21 protein-coding genes are annotated in these 23,366 nt (G+C 32.9%); 11 read left to right on the top strand and 10 right to left on the bottom strand.

The window, feature by feature from the left end:
- Nucleotides 1-6: 6 nt before the first annotated feature.
- Nucleotides 7-1,317 carry a TlpA family protein disulfide reductase gene (locus A8975_RS11210; protein ID WP_134200557.1) on the top strand — a complete coding sequence of 437 codons (1,311 nt, stop codon included), beginning with the start codon at nucleotides 7-9 and terminating at the stop codon, nucleotides 1,315-1,317.
- A 68-nt stretch (nucleotides 1,318-1,385) separates the two neighbouring features.
- Here A8975_RS11210 and lysM read toward each other — a convergent pair whose 3' ends face one another.
- Together lysM and A8975_RS11200 are read right to left on the bottom strand one after the other, a co-directional pair.
- Nucleotides 1,386-1,883, bottom strand: coding sequence for a peptidoglycan-binding protein LysM (lysM, locus tag A8975_RS11205; protein WP_129760852.1), 498 nt, complete (start codon nucleotides 1,881-1,883; stop codon nucleotides 1,386-1,388).
- Nucleotides 1,884-2,095: 212 nt separating this feature from the next.
- Nucleotides 2,096-3,046 carry a nicotinic acid mononucleotide adenyltransferase gene (locus A8975_RS11200; protein ID WP_131508697.1) on the bottom strand — a complete coding sequence of 317 codons (951 nt, stop codon included), beginning with the start codon at nucleotides 3,044-3,046 and terminating at the stop codon, nucleotides 2,096-2,098.
- Between the two features lie 133 nt (nucleotides 3,047-3,179).
- On the opposite strand from A8975_RS11200, the gene A8975_RS11195 reads away from it, so the two are divergent.
- The 3 genes from A8975_RS11195 to A8975_RS11185 all read left to right on the top strand — a co-directional run bounded on the left by A8975_RS11195 (nucleotide 3,180) and on the right by A8975_RS11185 (nucleotide 5,140).
- The gene (locus A8975_RS11195; RefSeq protein WP_134200555.1) at nucleotides 3,180-4,181 is read left to right on the top strand and encodes an NAD(P)H-dependent glycerol-3-phosphate dehydrogenase; all 1,002 of its coding nucleotides are present in this window, start codon (nucleotides 3,180-3,182) and stop codon (nucleotides 4,179-4,181) included.
- Nucleotides 4,182-4,232: 51 nt separating this feature from the next.
- Nucleotides 4,233-4,601, top strand: coding sequence for a hypothetical protein (locus A8975_RS11190; protein ID WP_134200554.1), 369 nt, complete (start codon nucleotides 4,233-4,235; stop codon nucleotides 4,599-4,601).
- Nucleotides 4,602-4,690: 89 nt separating this feature from the next.
- Nucleotides 4,691-5,140 (top strand): hypothetical protein, encoded by a 450-nt coding sequence (locus A8975_RS11185; protein ID WP_131508693.1) that lies wholly within the window; start codon nucleotides 4,691-4,693, stop codon nucleotides 5,138-5,140.
- A 35-nt stretch (nucleotides 5,141-5,175) separates the two neighbouring features.
- On the opposite strand, the gene A8975_RS11180 is transcribed toward A8975_RS11185, so the two are convergent.
- Entirely contained in the window at nucleotides 5,176-5,571 is a 396-nt protein-coding gene (locus A8975_RS11180; RefSeq protein ID WP_129760847.1) for a hypothetical protein, read from the bottom strand.
- 245 nt (nucleotides 5,572-5,816) lie between these two features.
- Here A8975_RS11180 and A8975_RS11175 point away from each other — a divergent pair, with 245 nt between their 5' ends.
- From A8975_RS11175 to A8975_RS11160, 4 genes are all read left to right on the top strand, one after another.
- Nucleotides 5,817-8,180 (top strand): alpha/beta fold hydrolase, encoded by a 2,364-nt coding sequence (locus A8975_RS11175; RefSeq protein WP_134200552.1) that lies wholly within the window; start codon nucleotides 5,817-5,819, stop codon nucleotides 8,178-8,180.
- A gap of 370 nt (nucleotides 8,181-8,550) precedes the next feature.
- Nucleotides 8,551-9,783, top strand: coding sequence for a hypothetical protein (locus tag A8975_RS11170; protein WP_134200550.1), 1,233 nt, complete (start codon nucleotides 8,551-8,553; stop codon nucleotides 9,781-9,783).
- Nucleotides 9,784-9,955: 172 nt separating this feature from the next.
- Nucleotides 9,956-10,507 carry a hypothetical protein gene (locus A8975_RS11165; RefSeq protein WP_131508685.1) on the top strand — a complete coding sequence of 184 codons (552 nt, stop codon included), beginning with the start codon at nucleotides 9,956-9,958 and terminating at the stop codon, nucleotides 10,505-10,507.
- 251 nt (nucleotides 10,508-10,758) lie between these two features.
- On the top strand, nucleotides 10,759-12,417 hold the full coding sequence (locus tag A8975_RS11160; RefSeq protein WP_131508683.1) for a hypothetical protein: 1,659 nt from the start codon (nucleotides 10,759-10,761) through the stop codon (nucleotides 12,415-12,417).
- A gap of 94 nt (nucleotides 12,418-12,511) precedes the next feature.
- On the opposite strand, the gene pheS is transcribed toward A8975_RS11160, so the two are convergent.
- Entirely contained in the window at nucleotides 12,512-13,531 is a 1,020-nt protein-coding gene (gene pheS, locus A8975_RS11155; protein WP_129760842.1) for a phenylalanine--tRNA ligase subunit alpha, read from the bottom strand.
- Nucleotides 13,532-13,564: 33 nt separating this feature from the next.
- Nucleotides 13,565-13,921: a hypothetical protein gene (locus tag A8975_RS11150; protein ID WP_129760841.1), complete on the bottom strand. Its 357-nt coding sequence runs from the start codon at nucleotides 13,919-13,921 to the stop codon at nucleotides 13,565-13,567.
- Nucleotides 13,922-14,124: 203 nt separating this feature from the next.
- On the opposite strand from A8975_RS11150, the gene A8975_RS11145 reads away from it, so the two are divergent.
- A complete protein-coding gene (locus tag A8975_RS11145) occupies nucleotides 14,125-14,664 on the top strand; it encodes a CvpA family protein (protein WP_134200735.1) in 540 nt (179 codons plus the stop codon).
- On the opposite strand, the gene A8975_RS11140 is transcribed toward A8975_RS11145, so the two are convergent.
- From A8975_RS11140 to A8975_RS11125, 4 genes are all read right to left on the bottom strand, one after another.
- Nucleotides 14,661-16,844: a PepSY domain-containing protein gene (locus A8975_RS11140; RefSeq protein ID WP_134200548.1), complete on the bottom strand. Its 2,184-nt coding sequence runs from the start codon at nucleotides 16,842-16,844 to the stop codon at nucleotides 14,661-14,663. The two genes, A8975_RS11145 and A8975_RS11140, sit on opposite strands and share 4 nt — an antisense overlap.
- Before the next feature lie 9 nt (nucleotides 16,845-16,853).
- The gene (locus A8975_RS11135; protein WP_166667473.1) at nucleotides 16,854-17,336 is read right to left on the bottom strand and encodes a DUF2271 domain-containing protein; all 483 of its coding nucleotides are present in this window, start codon (nucleotides 17,334-17,336) and stop codon (nucleotides 16,854-16,856) included.
- A gap of 84 nt (nucleotides 17,337-17,420) precedes the next feature.
- Nucleotides 17,421-18,902 carry an ankyrin repeat domain-containing protein gene (locus A8975_RS11130; protein ID WP_134200546.1) on the bottom strand — a complete coding sequence of 494 codons (1,482 nt, stop codon included), beginning with the start codon at nucleotides 18,900-18,902 and terminating at the stop codon, nucleotides 17,421-17,423.
- A 1-nt stretch (nucleotide 18,903) separates the two neighbouring features.
- A complete protein-coding gene (locus A8975_RS11125; protein ID WP_131508675.1) occupies nucleotides 18,904-19,812 on the bottom strand; it encodes a DUF6607 family protein in 909 nt (302 codons plus the stop codon).
- A 104-nt stretch (nucleotides 19,813-19,916) separates the two neighbouring features.
- On the opposite strand from A8975_RS11125, the gene A8975_RS11120 reads away from it, so the two are divergent.
- Together A8975_RS11120 and A8975_RS11115 are read left to right on the top strand one after the other, a co-directional pair.
- Nucleotides 19,917-21,992: a TonB-dependent receptor plug domain-containing protein gene (locus A8975_RS11120; RefSeq protein WP_134200544.1), complete on the top strand. Its 2,076-nt coding sequence runs from the start codon at nucleotides 19,917-19,919 to the stop codon at nucleotides 21,990-21,992.
- 26 nt (nucleotides 21,993-22,018) lie between these two features.
- Nucleotides 22,019-22,636, top strand: coding sequence for an HmuY family protein (locus A8975_RS11115; RefSeq protein ID WP_131508671.1), 618 nt, complete (start codon nucleotides 22,019-22,021; stop codon nucleotides 22,634-22,636).
- A gap of 86 nt (nucleotides 22,637-22,722) precedes the next feature.
- Here A8975_RS11115 and A8975_RS11110 read toward each other — a convergent pair whose 3' ends face one another.
- On the bottom strand, nucleotides 22,723-23,352 hold the full coding sequence (locus A8975_RS11110; RefSeq protein ID WP_129760835.1) for a carbonic anhydrase family protein: 630 nt from the start codon (nucleotides 23,350-23,352) through the stop codon (nucleotides 22,723-22,725).
- Between the last annotated feature and the right edge of the window lie 14 nt (nucleotides 23,353-23,366).

Raw genomic sequence — 23,366 nt, 5'->3', positions numbered from 1 at the left:
AAACACATGAAAAAACTATTTATACTTGCAGTTTTATGTCCTTTTTTAATGGTTTCACAACATAAAATTGAAGGAAACTTTCAACCAGTAACAGATTATACTTATGCCTTTTTATACCATTCTACACCAACAGGTTCAAACTATATAGATAGAGCTGAACTTGATGAAAAAGGTGATTTCAGTATTTCTTTTGATTCTACTACTGGTCCAGGAATCTATAAAATAGTGTATGCTTTACCACCTGAAGAAAATAATTTTGACTTTATCTACAACGGAAAAGAAGATATTTCATTTACCTATAGTGATGACAAAGGCTTAGAGTTTACAGCTTCAAACGAAAATAAATTGTGGTCGTCTTATACCAAAAGTATGGAATTGGTGAACATGACAATTAGCAATTTTTACACTCAAGAAAGTACCGACAAAAAAGCGTTTAAAGATATTTTTAAAACCTTAAAAGATACTCAAACTGCTTTTGAAGATGCCTCAAAAGGGACAATGGCAAATGTATTTATTGTTGCCAATAGGCCTTACGTACCAACAGAGTATGAAGACATCTCTACTTACTCTGCAAACCTTAAAGCATCTTATTTAAAACATGTAGATTTTAAAAGTGTGTTGTTGCAAAGTTCAGATTTTTTAACTGATAGAGTTTTGGCTTATGTTTTTGGTATGTCGGCAAGTACTAGTAACGAAACTCATTTAAAAGATATTGACACTTTAATGTCGTATATGAATGGTGTTGATGCTACTGTAAAAATATCGTTATTAGAGCTGATTTGGCATCGTTTTTCAACCTTACAAAATGACGATGTTGCCAATGCAATTACTGACAAGTACCTTTTTGATTTGGCAAAAGCAACTCACAATGACCAACTCGCTGAATACATTAGTGTTTACAAAAACAATTCAATAGGGAAAAAAGCACATGATTTTGATATCGCTATTTCTAAAAATGGAACAACTACAACCACTTCATTACACGATTTAAATAATGCAGAGCATTACATTGTTGTTTTTTGGAGTAGCACTTGTGGTCATTGCTTGGAGGAACTTCCTAAGTTAAAACAATTAATGGCTTCAAAACCTGATTACAAAGTCATTGCTGTTGGTTTAGAAGATGAGAATACGAACTGGCAAAAACAAATTGCTAATTATCCTGATTTTATCCATGTGCTTGGTTTAGGAAAATGGGACAACCCAATTTCTAATGCCTATGGTGTTGGGTCAACACCTTCGTATTTTGTCTTGGATAAAAACAAAACCATTACGGCAAAGCCTTATGACGTTGAAGCACTAACAACGCTTTTGAAATAATACTTTAATATACTGTATAAAAAAGCCAACGTAATTGCGTTGGCTTTTTTTATGTATGAGTATTATGCTTAGTCTAAATGCGGAATACGCAATACTTGTCCTGGGTAAATTAAATCAGGATCTTTAAGCATTGGTTTATTAGCTTCAAAAATCACAGGATACTTCATAGCATTTCCATAGAATTTTTTAGCAATTTTACCTAAAGTGTCTCCACTTACAACTGTATGAAACTGAGCTTCTGGCTCTACATGCTCAACAGTCATTTGGTCATCAACAGTTGCAATACCTTCAGTATTACCTACAACTAATACTACTTTTTCTTTTGTTGCTTGGTCATAAGCCATACCTGAAATGGTAGCTAAATCGTCGTTAATATGTACTTTTAAATTCTCTACTTTTAATTGCAAATCAGAAATTGTTTCTTCTAGCTTGCCTGCTGCTGCAGTTTCTGCTTTTAGTTTTGCCTCAGCTGCTGCCTCTGCCGCTTCAGCAGCTTCTTCTGCATCTGTTTTTCCTATGCCAAAAACTTTTGCTCCAGCATTTTTAATGAATGAAAATAAACCCATAATTATAATGTTTAAGTGTTAATAGTTATTGTTTCTTGTAAAGTTTAAAAAAATATGTTTTAAATCCAATTAATGTTAGTAATTAAAATGTAAACAAATCTTCATATATATGACACACAATATCACCTTAAAGTCACATAAAAATCCAAAAGAAAACGCTCAACTAGAACTATCTAGTTGAGCGCTATGGAAACTAAATAACCAACCAAAATTTAGCTCCTTGTATTTTCTCTTGGGTTCTCTTTTTTATCTGTTTTTTGTTTACGTTTTTTCGCTTCATTGGTTTGTTTAACCATTCTTCCTTCTGCATTTGCTTCTCTCATAAATTGTATATATCCATTACCTGTAAATTCATAAATTGTTCCAGAAGATGGATGGTACAGCTCTATAGTTGCATCATTTAAAACGCTTAATTCAAAGTATTCATTGTCAAAATAATCATAATCTAATGTTAATGTTTTTAGATACATGTTATTTGAGATGTCTCCTACTCCATAAACACCTGTATAATCCCAATAAATATTGTTTGGGTTTGAGACATTTACGTCTTGAGAACTTCTAAACTCTGAATCATTTCCACCAGCTAAAAACTGAAGATAATTTTCATTATCAAACTCATTTAGCATTCCTTGTTGACTTGTATAGGTCTTTTCCCAAGCTTCATACTCTTGAAGAAAATAGTGGATATTGTCATAAAACACATAGTCATAATCAAACGTGCTACGTTGGTAACCATGTAAAAAATATGAAGTATCATTAAACGGATTGTAAAGCTCAATGGTATTATTATCTATTTGGTACACATCAAAAGTTTCGTAACCATCAATATCGTGGTACACATCCAATATCATGTTATAAGCATCATAATCTGCTACTGGAATTCCAAAACCGTTACCTTGGTTACCAAAACCAACTAGGTTGTTGTTAGCATACATTACTCCATTTCTAAACGAAACTGTAAATGCTATTTGTAAAAATGGTGTTTCGCCATAACCTATAGTTTGGTTAATATCTACATACCACAATTCATACGAGCTCAATAATTGATGTAATGAAATTGTTGGTGTGTTATTATAGTTATCAACAATAACTTCTTCTCTGTAACAAGACGTCAATAAAGTTGCTGTAAAAGCAAGTGTTAAGAATAATTTTATAGTCTTCATAATCCAACAATTTTAGGGTTAATAATTTTAAGGTTTCAAAACGCGTGCCAAAAATTAGTTGTGCTTTATACAATGTTAACCTTAAAGACTTATATTTTGTGTATTTTTGAATATAGAATTTGAAAATAATTATATGAACAACCCTTTAAAATATGCTGTTTTTGGTTCAGGAAGTTGGGCCACTGCTATTGTAAAAATGTTATGCGAAAACCTTGATGAAGTTGGATGGTACATGCGTAGTGTTTACATAAAAGAGCATTTGCTTAAAGAAGAACACAACCCAAGTTATTTAAGTTCGGTTGAGTTTGATATAAACCAATTAAAGCTAAGCAACGACATTAATGAAATGGCTAATTATGCTGATGTACTTATTTTTGTAGTGCCTTCGGCTTTTATGCATTCTGAATTAGAGAAACTCACTGTAGATATTACTAAAAAAACCATTGTTTCGGCTGTAAAAGGTATTATTCCTGAATCTGGTTTATTGGTAGGTGAACATTTTCATGATATTTACCATATTCCTTTTGAAAACATTGCTGTAATTGCTGGTCCTTGTCATGCAGAAGAAGTCGCTTTAGAACGATTATCGTACCTAACCATTTCTTGTGCTGATAGTAAAAAAGCACAGGACATTGCCGATAAACTCTCTAGCGATTACATACAAACCAAAATTAGCGATGACGTTATTGGTACCGAATATGCTGTAATGCTTAAAAACATTTACGCTATTGCTGCTGGTATTGCACATGGTTTAGGTTATGGTGATAATTTCCAAAGTGTATTGATGAGTAATGCCATAAGAGAAATGAAGCGTTTTATTAAAAAAATGCACAAAATGAAACGCAACATCAACAACTCTGCCTATTTAGGAGACTTGTTGGTTACAGGATATTCTACATTTTCTAGAAACCGAATGTTTGGTAACATGATTGGTAAAGGCTACACTGTAAAATCGGCTCAAATGGAAATGAACATGGTTGCCGAAGGTTACTATGCCACAAAAAGTGCACATTTATTGAACGAAAAAAATAAAAAGAAAACACGTTTACCTATTGTAAACTCGGTTTACGAAATACTATATGAAGGTAAAAACCCTAAAAAAGTATTTAAAAAACTTACTGAAAAATTAGATTAATATTAACGTATTTAATCTTTACACCTCAATTCTTTAAGTTACATTTGTGCCATGAAAAAGTTAGTATCTTTTCTTTTATTAGCTTGCTCCTTATTTAGTTATAGTTTTTCATCGACTGCTGTCCCTGAAAAAACTATAACCGATTCGGTATTGCTTTTTTCTAAAGCTGAAAAAGAAACAGTTACTTCACCTTCAAAACCTGCACTTTTAGCAAGCAGCATTGAAACCAATGTTGTTTTTCTTTCAGACTCAAGAACTGGACCTTCACCTTTAGGGTTTAAAAACTCTACATATATTCAAAACAAGGCGTTTAGTTTACACTATGCCTTAACAAGTACTGTTCAGTTTAAACACCATAATAAAACCATAGTTCCCTTTAGAGCTATTGATATTATTTTCCCTTTCCATACGCATTGGTAAACACATTTTACTGCATTTAAAAATTTAAACACTGCGAGCTTTTAAAGCTAAGCAGCAGTAATTTATTACACACTTATTTTAAAATAACAATGAATACAAACAGCACTATAATAGGAGTTGCAATAGCTCTATTATGTTGTATGCCTTATGCGTTTATATACTTTTCTAGAAAAAAGAAGCAAAAGCAAACAATAGCAACATTTAAAACTATTGCGTTAGAACACAACATTCAAATTGATGAATTTGAAACTTTAAATACAAATACCATTGGTATTGATAAAACAAACCGAAAGGTATTATTTGTTAAAAACAACGAAACAACAATTGTAGACTTAAAACAAGCTAACTATTGTTATATTAATGAAGAAAAAAGCAAAACCCAATCAATAAGTACTATTGATATTTGTTTTAATCTCTCTAATAAAGAACATCAAAAACTAACCGTTTTTGATAATGAAGATGGTTTTATGCTAGATGGAGAAATTCAATTTTCCAATACATGGGTAAACACCATTAATCAGCATATTAAAGCTGCATAATTACCTTTAAAAATAAGCCTTGTTTAAAACGAGGCTTATTTTTTTAAAACCCCTTTTACTTTCATTAACGGAATAGCTTGTAAGGCACGTTCATTAATAGTGTTTTTTCTAAACACATAGGTTTTTTCAAACATAGTATTGCCTTCAAAAAAAGTAACTTTAAACTGATTGTTAAGTGCAAAAAGTTCCTCTTGTAACAATTCAATTTTAGCATAGCTTTTTGCAGGTAGCTTATCTATCTTTTTTCTAAATGTAGATGTTATTTTTTGGTCAGAATATCCATTAGTAACAATTAAAACCACATCTAGGTCTTGGTCTTTATCATTAATAATATATGCATTCCAGTCTTGGGTTTTGTAAACATCATTAAACTCGTTTACTACTGCTATATAAACACCTTCCACCTCTGGGATTTCAATATCTTTTTTCATCTTATTTCTTGCTTCTACAGAAAACCTTTAAATTAGACGCAAAATTAACACAATACTATCTATTGTGCATTTTTTATTAAAAAAAGACAAGGTTGTCAGTTCGAGTGATTTTGAGAAACGAAAAATAGTATCGAGAACTATTTCTTATTCTCGATACAAATTTCACTCATTTCAATCCTGAAATTTACTCGAATTGACGAATTAAGTCTAAAATGTGAATAGATAAATTACTTTAAAAAAATACAATGAAACACGTTTTCTCTGCCCTAATTATTCTATTTGTTTCTTCCTTTTCTACAGCACAAACCAACAACAATTCTCCTCTTACTATTGACCAGATTATGCAAGGCGAAGACTTTGTAGGTTATTTACCAACAAATATTAGTTGGTCAGACAATAGCAAAGACATTTATTTCAGTTGGAATCCTAATAACGACACCATTCGTTCTAACTATAAAGTAAATATCAACACCCAAAAAATAGAAGCACTTTCTTTTGAAGACGAAAAACAACGCAGTAATGCTGGAGCGCTCTCAAAAGATGGTAAATGGAGCGTTTACGAAAAAGGAGGAGACCTCTTTTTACTTAACATGTCAAATTTTAGTAAACGACAAATTACCAATACTATAAACAGAGAGTCTAACCCAATGTTTTCGGGAGACCAAAAACACATTGTTTACCAACAAGACAATAATCTTTTCCAATGGACAATTGCAGATGGAAGCATTACCCAACTTACTAATTTTAAAAGCGGAAACGAGCGTCCTGAAAGTAAACGCAACGCGCAAGACCAATGGCTTTACGATGACCAATTGGCGCATTTTGACATTCTGCAAAAACGTAAAAACGAAAGTGATGCCAGCAGTTACCGTAGAGAGCAAAGACAGTTTAATCGTCCTGAAGCAGTTTACATAGGTGATAAAAGCCTTTTTGATATTGACCTTTCTCCAAATTTAGACTATGCTATTTACAGGCTTTACAGTCCTGCAAACGATAAAAACACTATAGTACCTGATTATGTTACTGATAGTGGTTACACTACAGATCTTAACGCTCGCGCAAAAGTTGGCGGACCTCAATACACTACCGAAGCTTGGGTTTTAAACTTAAAAACAGGAGAAACACACCAACTAAAAACCGAAACTATTGAAGGCATTAAAAACAAACCTGCATTTTTAAAAGACTATGCCGAAACTACTGAAGATTACAATCCTGAATACGAAAACCCAAGACCTGTTTATGTAGATTCTCCTGTATTTTCGCAAGATGGGAAAGCTGTAGTAAACATTACTTCGCAAGATTATAAAGACCGTTGGATTATGCTAGTAGACCTTAGCAACGGAAACTTAAAACTTATCGATCATCAACATGACGATGCTTGGATTGGTGGACCAGAAATTGGTTGGTTTGCCAATGGTGTTGTTGAGTGGATTGACAATACTACTATTTGGTTTAAATCAGAAAAAACAGGATATGCACACTTGTACACTGCCAATGTAAACTCAGGAAAAACAAAAGCACTTACCGAAGGTAATTTTGAAATTCAGCAAGTAACACTTTCTAAAGACAAAAAAACCTTTTACATCATTAGCAATAAAGAAAGTGCGCATCAAACCCATTTTTATCACCTACCAGTAAAAGGAGGAAAAATGGTACAAATCACCTCTCAAAAAGGTGGTCATGAAGTTTCTATTTCACCAGACGAACGTAAACTGGCTGTAAGATATTCATACACCAATAAACCTTGGGAATTGTATGTTATGGATAACAAAGCTGGTGCAAAAATGACACAACTTACTGAGTCTACAACCGATGCTTTTAAATCCTACAACTGGACTGAAGCCGAAATTATAAACTTTACTGCTAGAGATGGCGCACAAGTACCAGCAACACTTTACAAGCCTAGTCCTGACAAAAACAATGGTGCAGCAGTAATTTTTGTTCATGGTGCAGGATACTTACAAAACGTTCATAATTGGTGGTCGTCTTATTATAGAGAATACATGTTCCATAATATTTTAACCGATAATGGATACACTGTTTTAGCTATAGATTTTAGAGCAAGTAAAGGTTATGGTAGAGATTGGAGAACAGCCATTTACCGTCACATGGGAGGAAAAGACCTTAACGACCAAATTGATGGTGCAAAATACCTGGTTGAAGAACATGGAGTTTCTCCAGATAAACTAGGAATTTATGGTGGTTCTTATGGTGGTTTTATAACGCTTATGGCTATGTTTAAATATCCTGATACTTTTAAAAGTGGTGCAGCTTTACGCTCAGTGACCGATTGGGCACATTACAACCATGGCTATACCGCAAATATTTTAAACACTCCTGTTGATGACCCAAAAGCCTACCAACAAAGTTCACCAATTTATTTTGCCGATGGTTTAAAAGGCAACTTATTGATGCTACATGGTATGATTGATACTAACGTACATTTTCAGGATGTGGTACGTCTATCACAACGTTTAATTGAACTGAAAAAAGAAAACTGGGAATTAGCTGTATTCCCACTAGAAGGTCATGGCTTTGTAGAAAGCTCTAGCTGGAGCGATGAGTACCGACGCATTTTTAAATTGTTTCAAGAGACGTTGAGGGAGTAAACGGTTTGATTTTTTGAGAAAGTATATTCAATAAGTTTAGAGGAAATAATTACAACTTTTAAACGTGACCTCAATATTGATAGAGAAATTAATCTTTGGCTGAATAAAAGATTTGCTATCTTAGACATATAGTATGAATATACGTAATACGTATATCCAATTGTTGTAACCAATGCCGAAAAAATGAATGGTAAGAATATATTTTGACAAACAAATCTTCAGTCACCTGTTCAAACAGGAAAAAGCTCAATATGTCAAACTATTGAATCAAATCAGGAAACAAAAGGCAAGTTTATTCTGTTACTCTCACGCACATCTTCGAGATTTAAAAAACGATAAAACAAATATTAAATATTCCGAATTAGAATTTATGGATTCAATTGTGAATGATAATTACCTATCATACCACGCAATTGAAAAGAAAACCTCTTGCTATTTAGCAAGACCTTTAGAAGCATTTGCAGATATTGAAAAAGAAACAGATGATATTGATTTCTCAAGCATCTTTGATTTTGACACGAGCGACCTAAATCCAGAAGACCAAGAAAAGTTTGAAAATGCAAAAACTCTCTTAACCGAAACAAAGTTAGATTTCAACTTTCCAGGAATGGAAAACTTGGACTCGTCAATAACTGACCCATTAAAAAACTTTCTTCCTTTTGGCAAAGAACCAATGAGTATATTGCAATGGAGTGAACATTTTATGGGAATGCTTAAAAATATGCAGGAGGATAAATCTGTGTATAAGGGATTGAGAAACGTTACAGACAAGCATATTAACAATGGAAAGTTTACTATTGACTATGACGAGATAGATTTCAATGAAGACTTGAAAGATTCTCATCTTCAAAAGACGTTTATAGAATATGTGAATAGTAATTTAAATCCAAATGGAGACAAGGAAATATCAAAATATGACTTTTTTACAAACGCATACTTTACTCTTGACCTTTTAGGCATAAGTAAAGAACCATCTAAAAGTGTTAGATTCAATAATATGCTAAATGATGGGATTCATAGTTATTATGGAGCTTACTGCGATTGTGTTGTTTCAGACGATAATGGTTTTTTGAAAAAAACCAGAGCACTTTATAAGTTACTTGGAATTGACACAAAAGTTATTCACGCTGATGAATTCATCCAATCTTTTGACTTTATTGTCGAAAAGGAAGAAAAAGACCAAAATACTTTTTCCGAACTTTTAATGAATGATTTGAAAAATGGATTGATTGTAGATTCTTATAAATCTATTGATATAAATAGAGAGACAAATACAATTAAGCCTGTTCATAATTATTTGGGATTCTTTAATAGAATTGATAAAATCCTTGAGGATGGTAAAAGCTACCTTTATTTTTATCGAAAAACCAATAATTATTCAAACTTCACATTTATAAGAGAGTACGAATTAGTTGTTAATAATGCGGTTGAAATTTTTGGAGCGGATAAATATTTTAAAGAAAGATTTGAATGGGAAAAAGAAAAGGATTTGATTCAATCCAATAAATGGTATGGACGAATATGGGACTTTGAAACTTTTACTTTAAAAATTGAGACAAATAAAGGTTCAGGTAAATTAAGTATATTGATATCAATAAAATAAAAAGCACTGGTTACAACAATGGCTATAATTCATTGCGGTTGAATTCCTAATCGGAATTCAACGCAAATTTGCTATCTTTCGGCTACGGCGGAAAGAATCCTGCGGATTTTTCCGCAACGAAATCATAGCCGAGACCGTTGGGCATAATTATTTCAAAACCTTGTAAGACTAAATGAATAACTATATAAAAATCAAAAATAGAGATGGCCTAATTTATTTCAACAAGTTTGATAAAACGGAGCTTGTATATTATAAAAAACCCAATAATAAAATCGTAATAAATATTAATGTTTCAGCAGACTCATTTGATCGTTCCGAAAATGAAAAAGCCTCATTAGAGAAATATTTAAATACGGAATTACACACTGATGCAAATCAATGTTGGATAAAACTTAGACTATTTCATACAGAATTTAAGGACATTGAAGATATAAATAATTCTACGATTAAAATTAAAAGAGGTTATGAAATTAATTCCAAAAATGATTCCGCAGCTCATTATGGAATTTGGAGTCCACGCGAACTATATAACAATGAAATTAAATTTCAAAAAGAGGATAACCAGTTAAAACTAATTTGGACAGCAACTTCCGATGATATAAATTATTACACAAGTAACGCAAATGACAATAACATGGAGTTAGCATGTAATTTAAAACTATTAGGATTTAACTCTGAAAAAGAATATTGGAATTATGAAATGGAACAATTAGGGCTCAAATAAATAAAATTCAATATTTAAATAAAACTATGCCCAACAATGGCTATAATTCATTGCGGTTTTATGCCACACCAAAATAAAACTATTAATCAAAAAGCTGATTTCTAAGTGGAACAATCCTGCGAATGATTCCACAACGAAATCATAGCCGAGACCGTTGTGTGCAATTTTGAGTGACAGTACTCCTCTTAGGCGTATTTAAGTTATTAATATTTTTATTACTTTTAATGAGCTATTAATCAATAAATTGAATAATGAAAAAATTACTTTTTATCCTAATATCAGTTGTTCTAACATCTTGTTCTGAAGATGATAAATCGATGGATAATACAGATAATAATTTATTAAGTTTCAATGGTGAGATAATTCTACCACCTGAAAGTTCGATAAATGTGAACTCATTAACAGTAAGTACCTCTATTGATCAAACTAATGTAGTTGATGGGGAATTTCAAACTAAGATTGGTAATGATTTCACAGGTATATACGTTGAAAACGAATTGAACGAAACTATTTTAATGGGATACCATTATCCAAACAGACCGAATAACAACATAGATGCAAATTCCACTGCATTGGCACTGGTGATGATGTCTCCAAGTATAGTCTTTCTGTCAGAAAATGGCAAACAAGATTTTATAGATTCTGTTTTAAATGATAGTAACTTCACGCCTTTGCTTCAAGAAATCGAAGAAAACCTACTTACGAATAGACCTTTGTTCGATCAAACTAATTCTGAGCTGCAAAATGCTCTAACTTCACTTTTTCAATCTGCAAGTTCAAGATCAGCCAATCAAGAAGGTATTCCTGTTTTGGTAAACAGTGCCGGAAGACTTTTATCCTTTAGCCCAGGACAAGGAAATTTACCGAATGCCTATTCAACCGTTATAAGTGTTCTAAAAGATGATGTTAAAATAGATGAGTTGTTGGTAAAAGGTGTACAACTAGTTCCGAATTCTGTGGAGGATATTCTCTCAGGCAATGGAGGAACATTTGACGATCCAGTCGAAGTAATTTATACACTTGAGGGAGATGGTGATTTTACATTCAAATTTTATACAGGTAAACCTGGTTTTGGAGATGGTAGCACTGAGCATGATAAAGCATTTTATGAAAACTTAGGTACTTTCAGCAATAATTTGCTTCTTACTTTAATACCATTGTTGGATAACAACGACGTTGCATGTTTGTCGACAATCAGGAACAATATCTTATCAACTGTACAAACTATATCAGACGTCTCAAGCAATTCCAATGCTGGAATAGGGACAATATTGTACTCCGCAAATAGCACTATATTAAACAATCTAGATGGAATAGTAACTTGTGGAACAAACTCGGGTATTAATATTAATTATAGTTGGTTTAATAAATTTATAAAACAATGGAATTTTATTAATACTGCCTTTAATTTTATTTCGAATGGAGCCAATACGTTTAATTTCTCTGTCCAATGGGCACAGACTACAAGTATTTCAGAATGTTGTTATAATGCTATCGGTAACGATGTACAAGAATGCGGAGAAATTGACTTATCAGGTCAATGGACTTTAGTTCAGGTAAGTAATTATTTTGCTAATCAATATAATAGCACTCAGTCTTGTGATGAAAGTGGGAACACAACCTATGGTGGATTTACATATTATGGCACACCAGCAATATTTTCTCAAAACACTTTTTCTCTTTCTGTCGGATTTAACCAAATTTTTAATTTTTGCAGTAATAATGAATGTGCGGATACTAACTTTTGTTTTAATAATCCAAATCAACTTTTACTTGCTGGTAATTATAATTCAAATGGTAACAATACATATACTTATTCAACAAGTAATGGTGGTGGGCAAATTTATGTTGTTAATGAAAATACAATCAATATTGCTTCTACCCTTGGTACTTTGGTCTATATTCGTTAATGTATAATAACTGCACACAACAACGTGTATAGTTCATTGCTTCCGATTTATTCATAGGAAATCCATCAGATTTTACGCAACGAATCCCTAAACTTTAAATCGAAGACTTAAACTGCTCTAAAAAGCGCACATCATTTTCGCTTAACAAACGTATATCACCTATTTGGTGTAGTAGCATGGCAATACGATCTATTCCCATACCAAATGCAAACCCTGAATATTCTTTAGAATCAATACCACAGTTTTCTAACACATTAGGATCTACCATACCGCAACCCATAATTTCTAACCAACCTGTTCCTTTTGTAATACGGTAATCTACTTCCGTTTCAAGTCCCCAATATACATCTACTTCTGCACTTGGTTCTGTAAACGGGAAATACGACGGACGTAAACGTATTTTACTTTTTCCAAACATTTCAGTAGTGAAATATTGAAGCGTTTGCTTAAGGTCAGCAAAACTCACGTCTTTATCTATATACAAACCTTCTACTTGATGAAAAAAGCAGTGCGAACGCGCAGATATTGCTTCGTTTCTGTAAACACGACCTGGTGAAATAGTTCGAATTGGTGGTTTATTGTTTTCCATATAACGCACTTGTACCGAACTGGTATGCGTACGCAATAAGATATCTGGATTGGTTTGAATAAAAAACGTATCCTGCATATCACGTGCTGGATGGTATTCTGGCAAGTTCAACGCTGTAAAATTGTGCCAATCGTCTTCAATTTCTGGACCTTCGCTTACATTAAACCCAATACGTGAAAAGATATCAATAATCTGATTTTTTACAATAGATATTGGATGACGCGCACCTATTTCAATAGGTTCTCCAGGACGAGACAAATCACCATAAATACCTTTATCTTCTTCTTTACTCTCTAGCTCTTCTTTTAAAGCGTTTACTTTATCTTCAGCAGTCTTTTTTAAAGCATTGATAACTTGACCAAATTCTTTTTTCTGGTCGTTAGCTACATTTTTAAATTCTTTAAAATAATCATTAAGCAACCCTTTTTTTCCAAGGTATTTAATTCTAAATGCTTCAACTTCATCTTTAGTTTCAGCTTTGAATGCTTCTGCTTCAGCAATAAGCGCTTTAATCTTGTCTATCATGATATCAATAAAATGAGTGCAAATTTAGTAAATCTATTCAATAAACTCAGCTTCCAAAAAATAATTGACAATGGCTTCTTTCATTAAAATACTTTGCTCACCTGCTTTAAGGTGAGGCAATTGTTCTTTTACTTTATAATGTGGCCAACCATCGTCATCAAAAAAATCAAATTCATAATACCCATAAGGTTCTAACAACCTACATATGGCAATATGCATTAAATCTAGTTTGTGGTCTTTTTTAAAACGACGGTGTATTTGTCCTAATTCCTGAACGCCAATAAGGTATATAATGGCATCTAAATCTAACGTGTCGCCATCAGCAAACTGTACAGACAGCTTGTTAACCAAAAGTTCCCATCGTTGTTTTAACTGTTCGTCTCTAGACATATATATTTTCCTACCAAAGCAGGAATCTCAATTTAATTAAGTTGCAAAGTTAAAAAACCTTGATATTTAAACCTACAAGGTAACAGAAACCTTAAAAAAAGTTTTACTTATAATCTAGCTGTTCTAGACTTGGCTAGAACTAACAAATTTAAGGCACAATATTTTTAACTATTAAAAAGTTATATTTGAAAAAAATTAACATAATGGCTGTTATTGATATTGTTTTAGGAGCATTGTTGCTTTTTGGACTTGTAAGAGGGCTTTTTAAAGGGCTTTTTGTTGAAGTTGCTTCACTTGTAGCTTTGGTTGCTGGTGTTTATGGCGCCATTCATTTTAGTGATTATGCTGCTTCTTTTTTTGAAGATAGTGTAGATTGGGATGAAAAATATGTAAACATTCTTGCCTTTGCCATTACGTTTGTAGTTATTGTTTTGGCAATTGCTTTAGCAGGAAAAGCCTTAACTAAACTAGCTGATTTTGCTGCTTTAGGAATTTTAAACAAACTTTTGGGAGGTGTATTTGGTGCACTTAAAATTGGGTTAATATTAAGCATATTGCTTATTGTTTTTGACAATATGAACAACACCATTCCGTTTGCAGATGAAGAAGATTTAGAAACGTCTATTCTTTACAAACCTGTAAAATCTTTAGCTCCTATGTTGTTTCCAAGTATTTTAAACAAAGGAAAAGACGTTGATGAAGAAGCTGTCCCTGAAGACACTCAAGAACAAAGCGATACTTAATAGCAGTCGCTTTTTATTTGTTGATTATTTTGATAATAGCTCAACGGTTTGTTATTGTAAGTCGTAACAATATCCTCTAAAACACTTATTACACCTTTGTGCATTGCTAGCGAACCACAAATCATAATCACACCATTATTGTAAAGCGTTTCTGCAATAAATTTTGCGTCATTATGTAATTTGTCCTGAACATATTGTCTCATTCCTTCCCTAGATAAAGCTAACTTAAAATTACTTAATTTTTTTTCATAAATAAGGTCATCTATTTGCGTTTTATACATCTTAAATGATTCCGTTGTTCGCAGTCCAAAATATAAATGGGTTTCTGTTTTTTTGTTCTGCTGAAGCATTCCAAGAAATGGTGCAATTCCAGTTCCGTTTGCAATCATAATCACAGGTTTTGCTTTTTTAGGAAAATGAAATGCAGAATTTTTCACCAAACGCGCTTTTAGTTTTGAGCCTATTTCAGCGTTATATAAAAATCCAGAACCTAAACCTTTATTATGTAACTTCACGCTCAAATGAACATTTCCGTTTACTTTTCCTATAGAATACAAACGCTCTCTATAATCGTTTTTTGGATAGATAGCCAATAAATCGCCCGAAGTAAATTGATGGTGCTTTTTAGGTTTTAAGGTGATAAAAAACGTGTCATCAGTATTGGTTTCTGTTTTGCTGACTACCTTAAATTTTTTAAGCTGTTTGGGTTTGGTCACTAATTGCTCTTGCGGAATATTTACAGTAATTCCTGTAGCGTCGCACCACTGATTGACCCATTGATTAAACGCTTCAACCGACTTGTCATTGATGGTAAACACAGAAACATCTTGTTGAAATAATTGCTGTAAGGCTTTATCAGCATCAAATGCAAATTGGCAAAAATCAGGATATGCTAACGAGCCAAATCCAACTACTGAAAACTGCAAGGTGCTTGCATTGGTTTCCGATTGTAGTTTTTGTAAAAACATATTGGCGTTTGTTGGTGCATCGCCTTGACCATAAGTCGCTGTCATTATTACCAAATGCTTTGCTTTTGGATACTGCGTGTATGTATTCATTTCGGTAATTACTGCTTTTTTTCCAGTAGCAATAAGTTGTTTGTAAAATGCATTGGCATAGTTTATCGTACTTCCGTTTTCTGAACCCACAAGAATAACAATTTCGGCATCTTGAGGTTTGAACTTATTTTTCAATCGGCTTTTACGACGTTTTAAAGTCATGGCAAACCCAGAATAGATAAAAAACAGAATATTTGCCGTAGCAATGGCTAAAATAATAGACCATAAAATACTGCCTTTTCCCGTGTGTAAATTCACACTTAAATTAGAAAACAGCGTGACATTAGGTAGTTGTATATCACTTAAAACATCGCCTGTAAACTGATTAACAAGCAACTCCTTATTCTTTAATTTTACTGTGAAATAATCTTCTACATCACTAGAAAAAGGGAATTCAATAGCTTTTACTTTAGAAAGTGGTGTGTTTTTAAACACTTCAAAATGTGATAACGGTTGTTTTGGCGTTTCAGAAAGCGCATCAAAATCTACTTGATGTGACATTTCAGCTTCTGGTAAAGCATCAAACTTTTCTAACGATAAATACACACCTGTAACCGTAATAATGATGATTGGAATTAAAGACAAACGCCCCAAAACGACATGCCAATACTGGTTAAAATCTTCATTAATTATTTTTGAAAAAAAGCGCTTAAAACCACGTTGTCGCTTTATGATTAGGACAGTTCCAGTAACAGCAATTAAGCACAATAAGAATGAGCATAAACCTACAAAAAATCGGCCGACGCTTTTTAAGAATAACGACCTATGGAAATTGGTTACCCATTGAAAAAAAGGTGATGGTTTTAGCTCTTCGCCAAGATATTGGGCAGTAACAGGATTAAAATAACCACTTAAATCGTTTCCTTCTTCAGTAAATACAGAGGCAACCACAAAATCATTACCATCAACTTTTATGTCAATAATTTCAGGATAAGTCTCTTGAAAAACTGTAAGAGTTTCAGCAAGTGTGATGTTGTCTAAATCGGCAACATGGTAAGGTTCTAATTGTTCGGAAATAGGCTGAAATGCCAGAAGAATTCCGGTTACAGAAGCTAAAACGATAAAAACAAAAGAAGATACAGCCAACGCAAGGTGACTGTATCTCCAAATGGATATGGTCATAATTTATTATTAATTCGGCATCATTCTAATATAGCGAATAAAGCCTTTACCTTCGTGTTTTCCTTTGATGTTTTCTGTTGTTAATGGGAATTGTACATCATCAACAAAATATTCATCATCTTCAACAGCGGTTTCAAAACGGATGCTGTAACCTGCATCTATTTTAGAGTCTTCAATATCTATCACTTCTATAGCGCGTTCGCCACCAGCAACTGTTGCGCCTGTGATTGCATCAATATTATGACGTTTTTTGCCATAAAATTGCCACCATTCTTCAACCGTATTGTACCACTCATCGTCATCACCTTTTACATACAAGGTTTTTTCATAAGCGCCTTCTGGATTGATTAACGAAATCACAATGTAAGCGCCTTCTCCTGTATAATTCGTCATTTGAATCATACACTTATACTTGGTAGATTCTGTTAAGGTTGTAAAGGATACCAATCCTAAAACTAAAATGCTTAAAAGGGTTATATGTTTTAATTTCATGTTTTAATTATTAGTAAGTGTCAGGTCGAGCGCAGTCGAGACCTAACTAAAAGTTCTCGACTGCGCTCGAACAGACAATAAATTTTATTTTAAGAATTTAATTGAAACATTATTCTCTTTTAGTAGCTCATTTTCTGAAGCTAAATCGTAAGCTGTTTCATCAAAATCGGTAGTGATTTTTTTATCAGCTCCTTGCTCTATCAGGAATTTTAAAATACTATCGTCTTTTGCTTTCATCGCTGCAATTAACAAAGCTGTATTCCCTTCTTTGTTTTTTGCATTGATATCTTGACCAAATTCAGTAGCCATTTTTAAAAGCTCTAAACTGTTTTTTTCAACAGCTAAATGATACCAAGTATTTCCATTTTTTTGAGGTGCTTTTAGGTCTAACTCTGTAGTCTTTACTAGGTCTAACTTTTTTAAGAAACCGTCTTTATTTCTGTTTGAATAACCACTAATAACATAGTAAGCTAGATTGTTACCATCAGCATCTACTAGTTCTAAATTAGCTTCTTTTTCTATCAAGAAATTGACAACCTCTGGACTATTGTTTTGCATTGCAAGCATTAAAGGGGTTTCTCCTTTTTTATTAGCTTGATTAATGTTTTCAAGTTTATTATCGTACAACAAGCTTACTATAGCTAAGTCGTTTCTAGAAGCTGCATTTAAAAATGGTGTATTACCATTGTGATCTTTAGCGTTTACATTTAATCCATTTTCTAAAAAGTAATTAATGACTTCAGTATCTTTTGATCGTGAAGCAAGCACATGCAGGGGCGAAACACCTTCGTGGTTTGTTGAATTAGGCTTTAATCCTTTTTCTTCTAGATATTTATACACTTCTAAACCATTGGTTTTTCCACGTGTTCCATAAGCAGCAAACATAAATGCTTGGTCGTTTCCTTTAATCCCTTTAGCTATAAGCTTATCCATTAGATCAATATTTCCTGTTTTAGCAACATAGTTAAAGGCATCATTACCATTGGCGTCAGTGCTTTTTAAATCTACACCTTTGGACACGAAATAGTCTAACAATTTAAAATCTGAATCATAAGGAGCCGACAATAATAAAGCGTTAGCTCCATCAGGATTTAGGTCTACTTTTGGGTTTGCTCCATTTTTAATACAAAGCTCGTATACCTCAGTGTTTTGCTGACCTGAACCAGCGGCAAAGTTTAAAATGGTGTTTCCTTTATCGTCAGTTAAGTCGGTTTTAGCCCCTTGTTTTAAAAGGTGCTTCATAAACTCTATATTTCCTTTGTAGGCAGCCCAAAAAATATACGTTCTACCATCGTGAGTTAATTTGTTAGCATCATTTCCTTCTTGAGATTGAAGGTGAATAATGGTTTCTAATGGTGCGTTTTGTAAAATCGCATACACTACACCATCAAAATTATTCCTGTTTGCCTCAGCAGGATTGTTGCCCTCTTTTATTTTTTGGTCAATAACCTTAGGTGTAGGTTTAGTATCCCAAAAATCACGGCTTAAAAAAATATTGTCTTGTGAAAATCCTTGAACACTTAAAAGAAGTGCTAAACCAAGGAGTTTTAGTTTAAAATTTTGCATCTTATTTTTTTACAAATGATTCAATTAACGGATTGATTTCTTCAGCTGTTTTATAGTTCTCTTCATCAAATAAATATTTAAAGAGTCCTTTATTATCAACTTTTTCCTCCAAAGACAAGTTTGTATGTCTTGCAAAAACTTCACTCCATTTAGCACGTACAATAGCCCATTTAGCTTCGTTTTCTTTCCAGTAATCTTGAGCAGCTTTACATTTACTGTCTTCAACTTTAACGTAAGTATTAAACCCTTTTTCTTGAGCTAATACTACATCAGCTTTTCCTTCTTCACGAATTACCTTGTCGTTATCTTGATCGTGAATCCAACCATTATCAACGATTTCATGACGATTTCTTCTAATAGTTACATTGTAATCGCTACGTTTAGTGTACTCACGTCTTGGTAATGGTGCAGACGTTGTGTTTTCCCAATAGCTCTTACCATCAACATGTACCCAAGAAGCAGATCCTTCATAACGAGGGCTATCATCTACTTGAAATACCTTTTGAGTCCATTGTCCTTTAACATCACTTTTAGGAAGACTAACATAATTCCAGCTATTATCATAGTTGTACTCATACAAATCGGTATTTTCAAATTCCCAATCTTGTCTCCAATGTTTTACAATCATTTTATTATTAGGAGGACCAACAATTAATAAGTGTTGCATAGAAATTTTGTCTTTATCATCTTCAACTAATTGAACCCACTCTAAACCTTTATCATGTTTTACTTTTGAGGGTATATAAGTTGAATCTCCTGAATATTCAAAAGTTTCAGCAAAGTTAAAAGTAACTTCATAACAACCACACATACTCTTTATGGCGTCCTGGTCTTGCTTTTTTGTGCTTTGAGCATTTAAATTAATTATAAATGCAAACGCTAAAACTGTTGTTAAGGCTAATTGTTTCATTATTAAAGTTTTGTTTTACTGTTTTAAATTTTATTGAAAAAATTTTGTTCTTATTTAGACTGATTTAAAATAACATTTTATATTTGCAGCAAATTTAATCAAGAATGAGTCTAAATAAAAATAAAATCTGTATTTATTTTTCACTTTTTTTTAGCTTGATAGCGTTTGCTCAAGAAGTTGAAACTGATTCTACTGAAACCAAGCAACTTGACGAAGTAATTGTTACTGCAACACGTACAGTAAGACAATTATCTTCTTTGCCATTACCAGCTCAGTTAGTCTCAAAAAAAGAAATAAAAAGTGTAAACTCATTACGATTAAGTGACATATTAAACGAGCAAACAGGATTAATTACAGTGCCTGATTTTGGTGGTGGTGAAGGCATACAACTACAAGGTTTAGACTCTCAATACACATTAGTTTTAATTGATGGAGTACCTCTTATTGGTCGTTCAGCAGGAACACTAGACATTAGCCGAATTACCGTTGGGAACATTAAACAAATAGAAATTGTTAAAGGTGCTTCGTCTAGCTTATATGGAAGTGAAGCTCTTGGTGGTGTTATAAATATAATTACTGAAAACCCTAAGTATGGGTTTAATGGAGAGCTAAACTCTAGAGTTGGAAGCTTCAATACACTAGACAACAGCTTTAATTTAGGTTACAGAAAAGAAAAGTTTTCTGTAAGTGCTTTTGTAAATAGTTTTAGTAGTGATGGTTACGACCTTAATGCAAATGATGCCTTAAACACTGTTGAACCTTTTAAAAACCACACGTTCAACACTAAGCTTACTTATAATTTTAACGAAAATACTAGCCTGTTTTTATCAGGAAGATACTATACACAAAATCAAGATTATGTAGCATCTGAAGATTTAAAAGGCGAAAGTGATATTAATGAGTGGAATGCTCATGCTAAATTAAGCCATACCTATAACGAAAAATGGAGCAGCTATTTTGAGTTTTACGCGACACGCTACATGGCAGATGAATACTTAAACAATACAGACAATTCTAGATTTAGTGAAAGTGATTTTAACCAACTATTACTAAGACCAGAAATTAGAGCGAGTTATAAAGCTTCAGAAAAAAGTGATTTTATTGGTGGTATTGGTTGGAATCATGAAACCTTAAAACGTACTGATTTTTCGACCAACCCTGAGTTTAATTCTCCTTATGCCTACTTACAGTATGACACCAATCCAACCGAAAAACTAAACGTTATCCTAGGTGCTCGTTTTGACAACCATAGCGAATATAAATCACAGTTTAGCCCTAAAGCTGCATTAAGGTATAAGTTATCTAATAAAATTGCTGTAAAAGGATCAGTAGGTTATGGATTTAAAGCTCCTGATTTTAGACAGTTGTACTTCGACTTTACAAACTCATCAGTAGGTTATACAGTTTTAGGTTACAATGCTGTTACTACTGCAATTCCGCAAATGGAAGCTAATGGAGAGCTTGCTAACATTGTTGTTCCTATTTCAGAATTTGAAAACGAATTAAACCCAGAAAACTCAATTGGTATTAACGTTGGTGCAGATTACAGACTTTCGAATACAGTAAAAGTAGACCTTAATGTATTTAGAAACAATATTGAAGATTTAATTGATACTCGAGTAATCGCTAATAAAACCAATGGGCAAAATGTATTTAGCTACTATAATGTTCATAAGGTATTTACACAAGGATTAGAGTTTAATGTGAATTGGAAACCTAGCAATAATTTAAAATTAATGGGAGGTTATCAATTACTATTTGCTAAAGACAAAGCAGCTGTTGATGCCTTTGAAAATGGTGAAGTTTATGCAAGATTAACTCCTAGTTCACCTTCATTTCAGCTTAAAAAAGAAGATTACTTTGGGTTGTACAACCGTTCGAGACACATGGCTAATTTTAAGATTTTCTACACGTTTGAACGCTGGAAACTCGATGCAAACCTTAGAGGAACTTACAGAAGTAAATACGGACTTTACGACACTAACGGAAACACTTATTTAGATAAATACGATGAGTTTGTAGATGGTTATTCTACTTGGGACATCGCGTTTAACAAAACACTTTATAAGAATTACACATTAGGCTTTGGTATTGACAATGTTTTTGGCTTTACAGATACACAAAACATAAGCAATATTTCAGGTCGCATTATATACGGAAAACTTAATATTCAAATTTAATAAACATTAAATAACACTTAAACATCATGAAGACACTTAAATTTTTAGCATTAGCAATCGTTTTAATAGGATTCTCATCTTGTAGTAGCGATGACGACAATGGAGGTCAACAATTATTAGACGTTGAGGCAGAAACTGTATCAAATTTATACGCACCGCAAACAGGAGGACAAGGTAGTGGAGAAGATATCTCTGGAGAATTTACAAAATTCAGCTTTTCTTTAGGAACAACAACAACTAGTGAAACCGAGTGGGATATTGCTTTTAGAGGTACATCAATAATCTTAAATGGTGGTTCTTCTATGGGTACTATTGATGAGCCGGCAAGAAGTGGCGAAGCTGCTGGATATATAATAGAAGGTACATTTAATGATATTGCATCTGTAAATACAGAACTATTAACACAAGACTCTGAAGAAGGCTATGTACTTAGTGATTGGTACAGTTACGACCCAGTAAACCATGTTATTAACCCAACTGCTGGAAGAGTATTGGTTATTAAAACCCACGATGGCAAATATGCAAAAGTAGAAATTTTAAGCTATTACAAAGACGCTCCTGATAGTCCAAGTATGGAGAGCGAATATAGATACTATACTTTTAACTATGTATATCAACCTAACGAAGGTGAGATTACATTTTAATTTTTCTCATATTTAGAATTAGTTAATTAAAAAAGCCACTCCAATTGGAGTGGCTTTTTGTTTCTGAAGATTAATATAATAAATAACTATTCATAAAAAGTTACTCCTCCTGTATTGATATCATACATTGCACCTACTATCTTAATTTCTCCATTCTTTTCCATTTCTGAAAGGATAGGGCTTTCTGCATGAATTCTTTCTAGTGTTAATTCCACGTTCTTTTTTGATACTGAATCCACAAAATCTAAGTTTTTAGATGTTCTTAAGCTTTCATCTTTAGGCTCTTCAGTTGCATTAACAGCAGGTGTTATCTTTTGTATAAGTTTTGTTAAATTACCCATTTCAGCATGGTCACAAGCTCCTTTTACAGCTCCACAACTTGTATGACCCAAAACTACTATTAACTTAGTTCCTGCAAGTTTACATGCAAACTCCATGCTTCCTAATATATCCTCATTTACGAAATTTCCAGCAATACGAACACTAAAAATATCTCCTAAACCTTGGTCAAATACTAACTCTGCTGACACTCTAGAATCAATACAACTTAAGATAGTCGCAAAAGGGAACTGTCCATCACTAGTATCGTTAACTTGCTCTAGTAAGTTTCTATTTGCTTTTAAATTATTTTGAAATCTTATATTTCCTTCTTTTAAGAATTGTAAAGACTTTTCAGGAGTCATAGTTGCCTGAGATTCTTTTGTATGTGCTTTCATAATTTTCTGTTTTT

The sequence above is a fragment of the Meridianimaribacter flavus genome (genome assembly GCF_004366715.1).
GTDB lineage: Bacteria > Bacteroidota > Bacteroidia > Flavobacteriales > Flavobacteriaceae > Gaetbulibacter_B > Gaetbulibacter_B jejuensis.
Note: the sequence above shows the minus strand (reverse complement) of the source record. Positions and strands in the feature narration are given on the sequence as shown.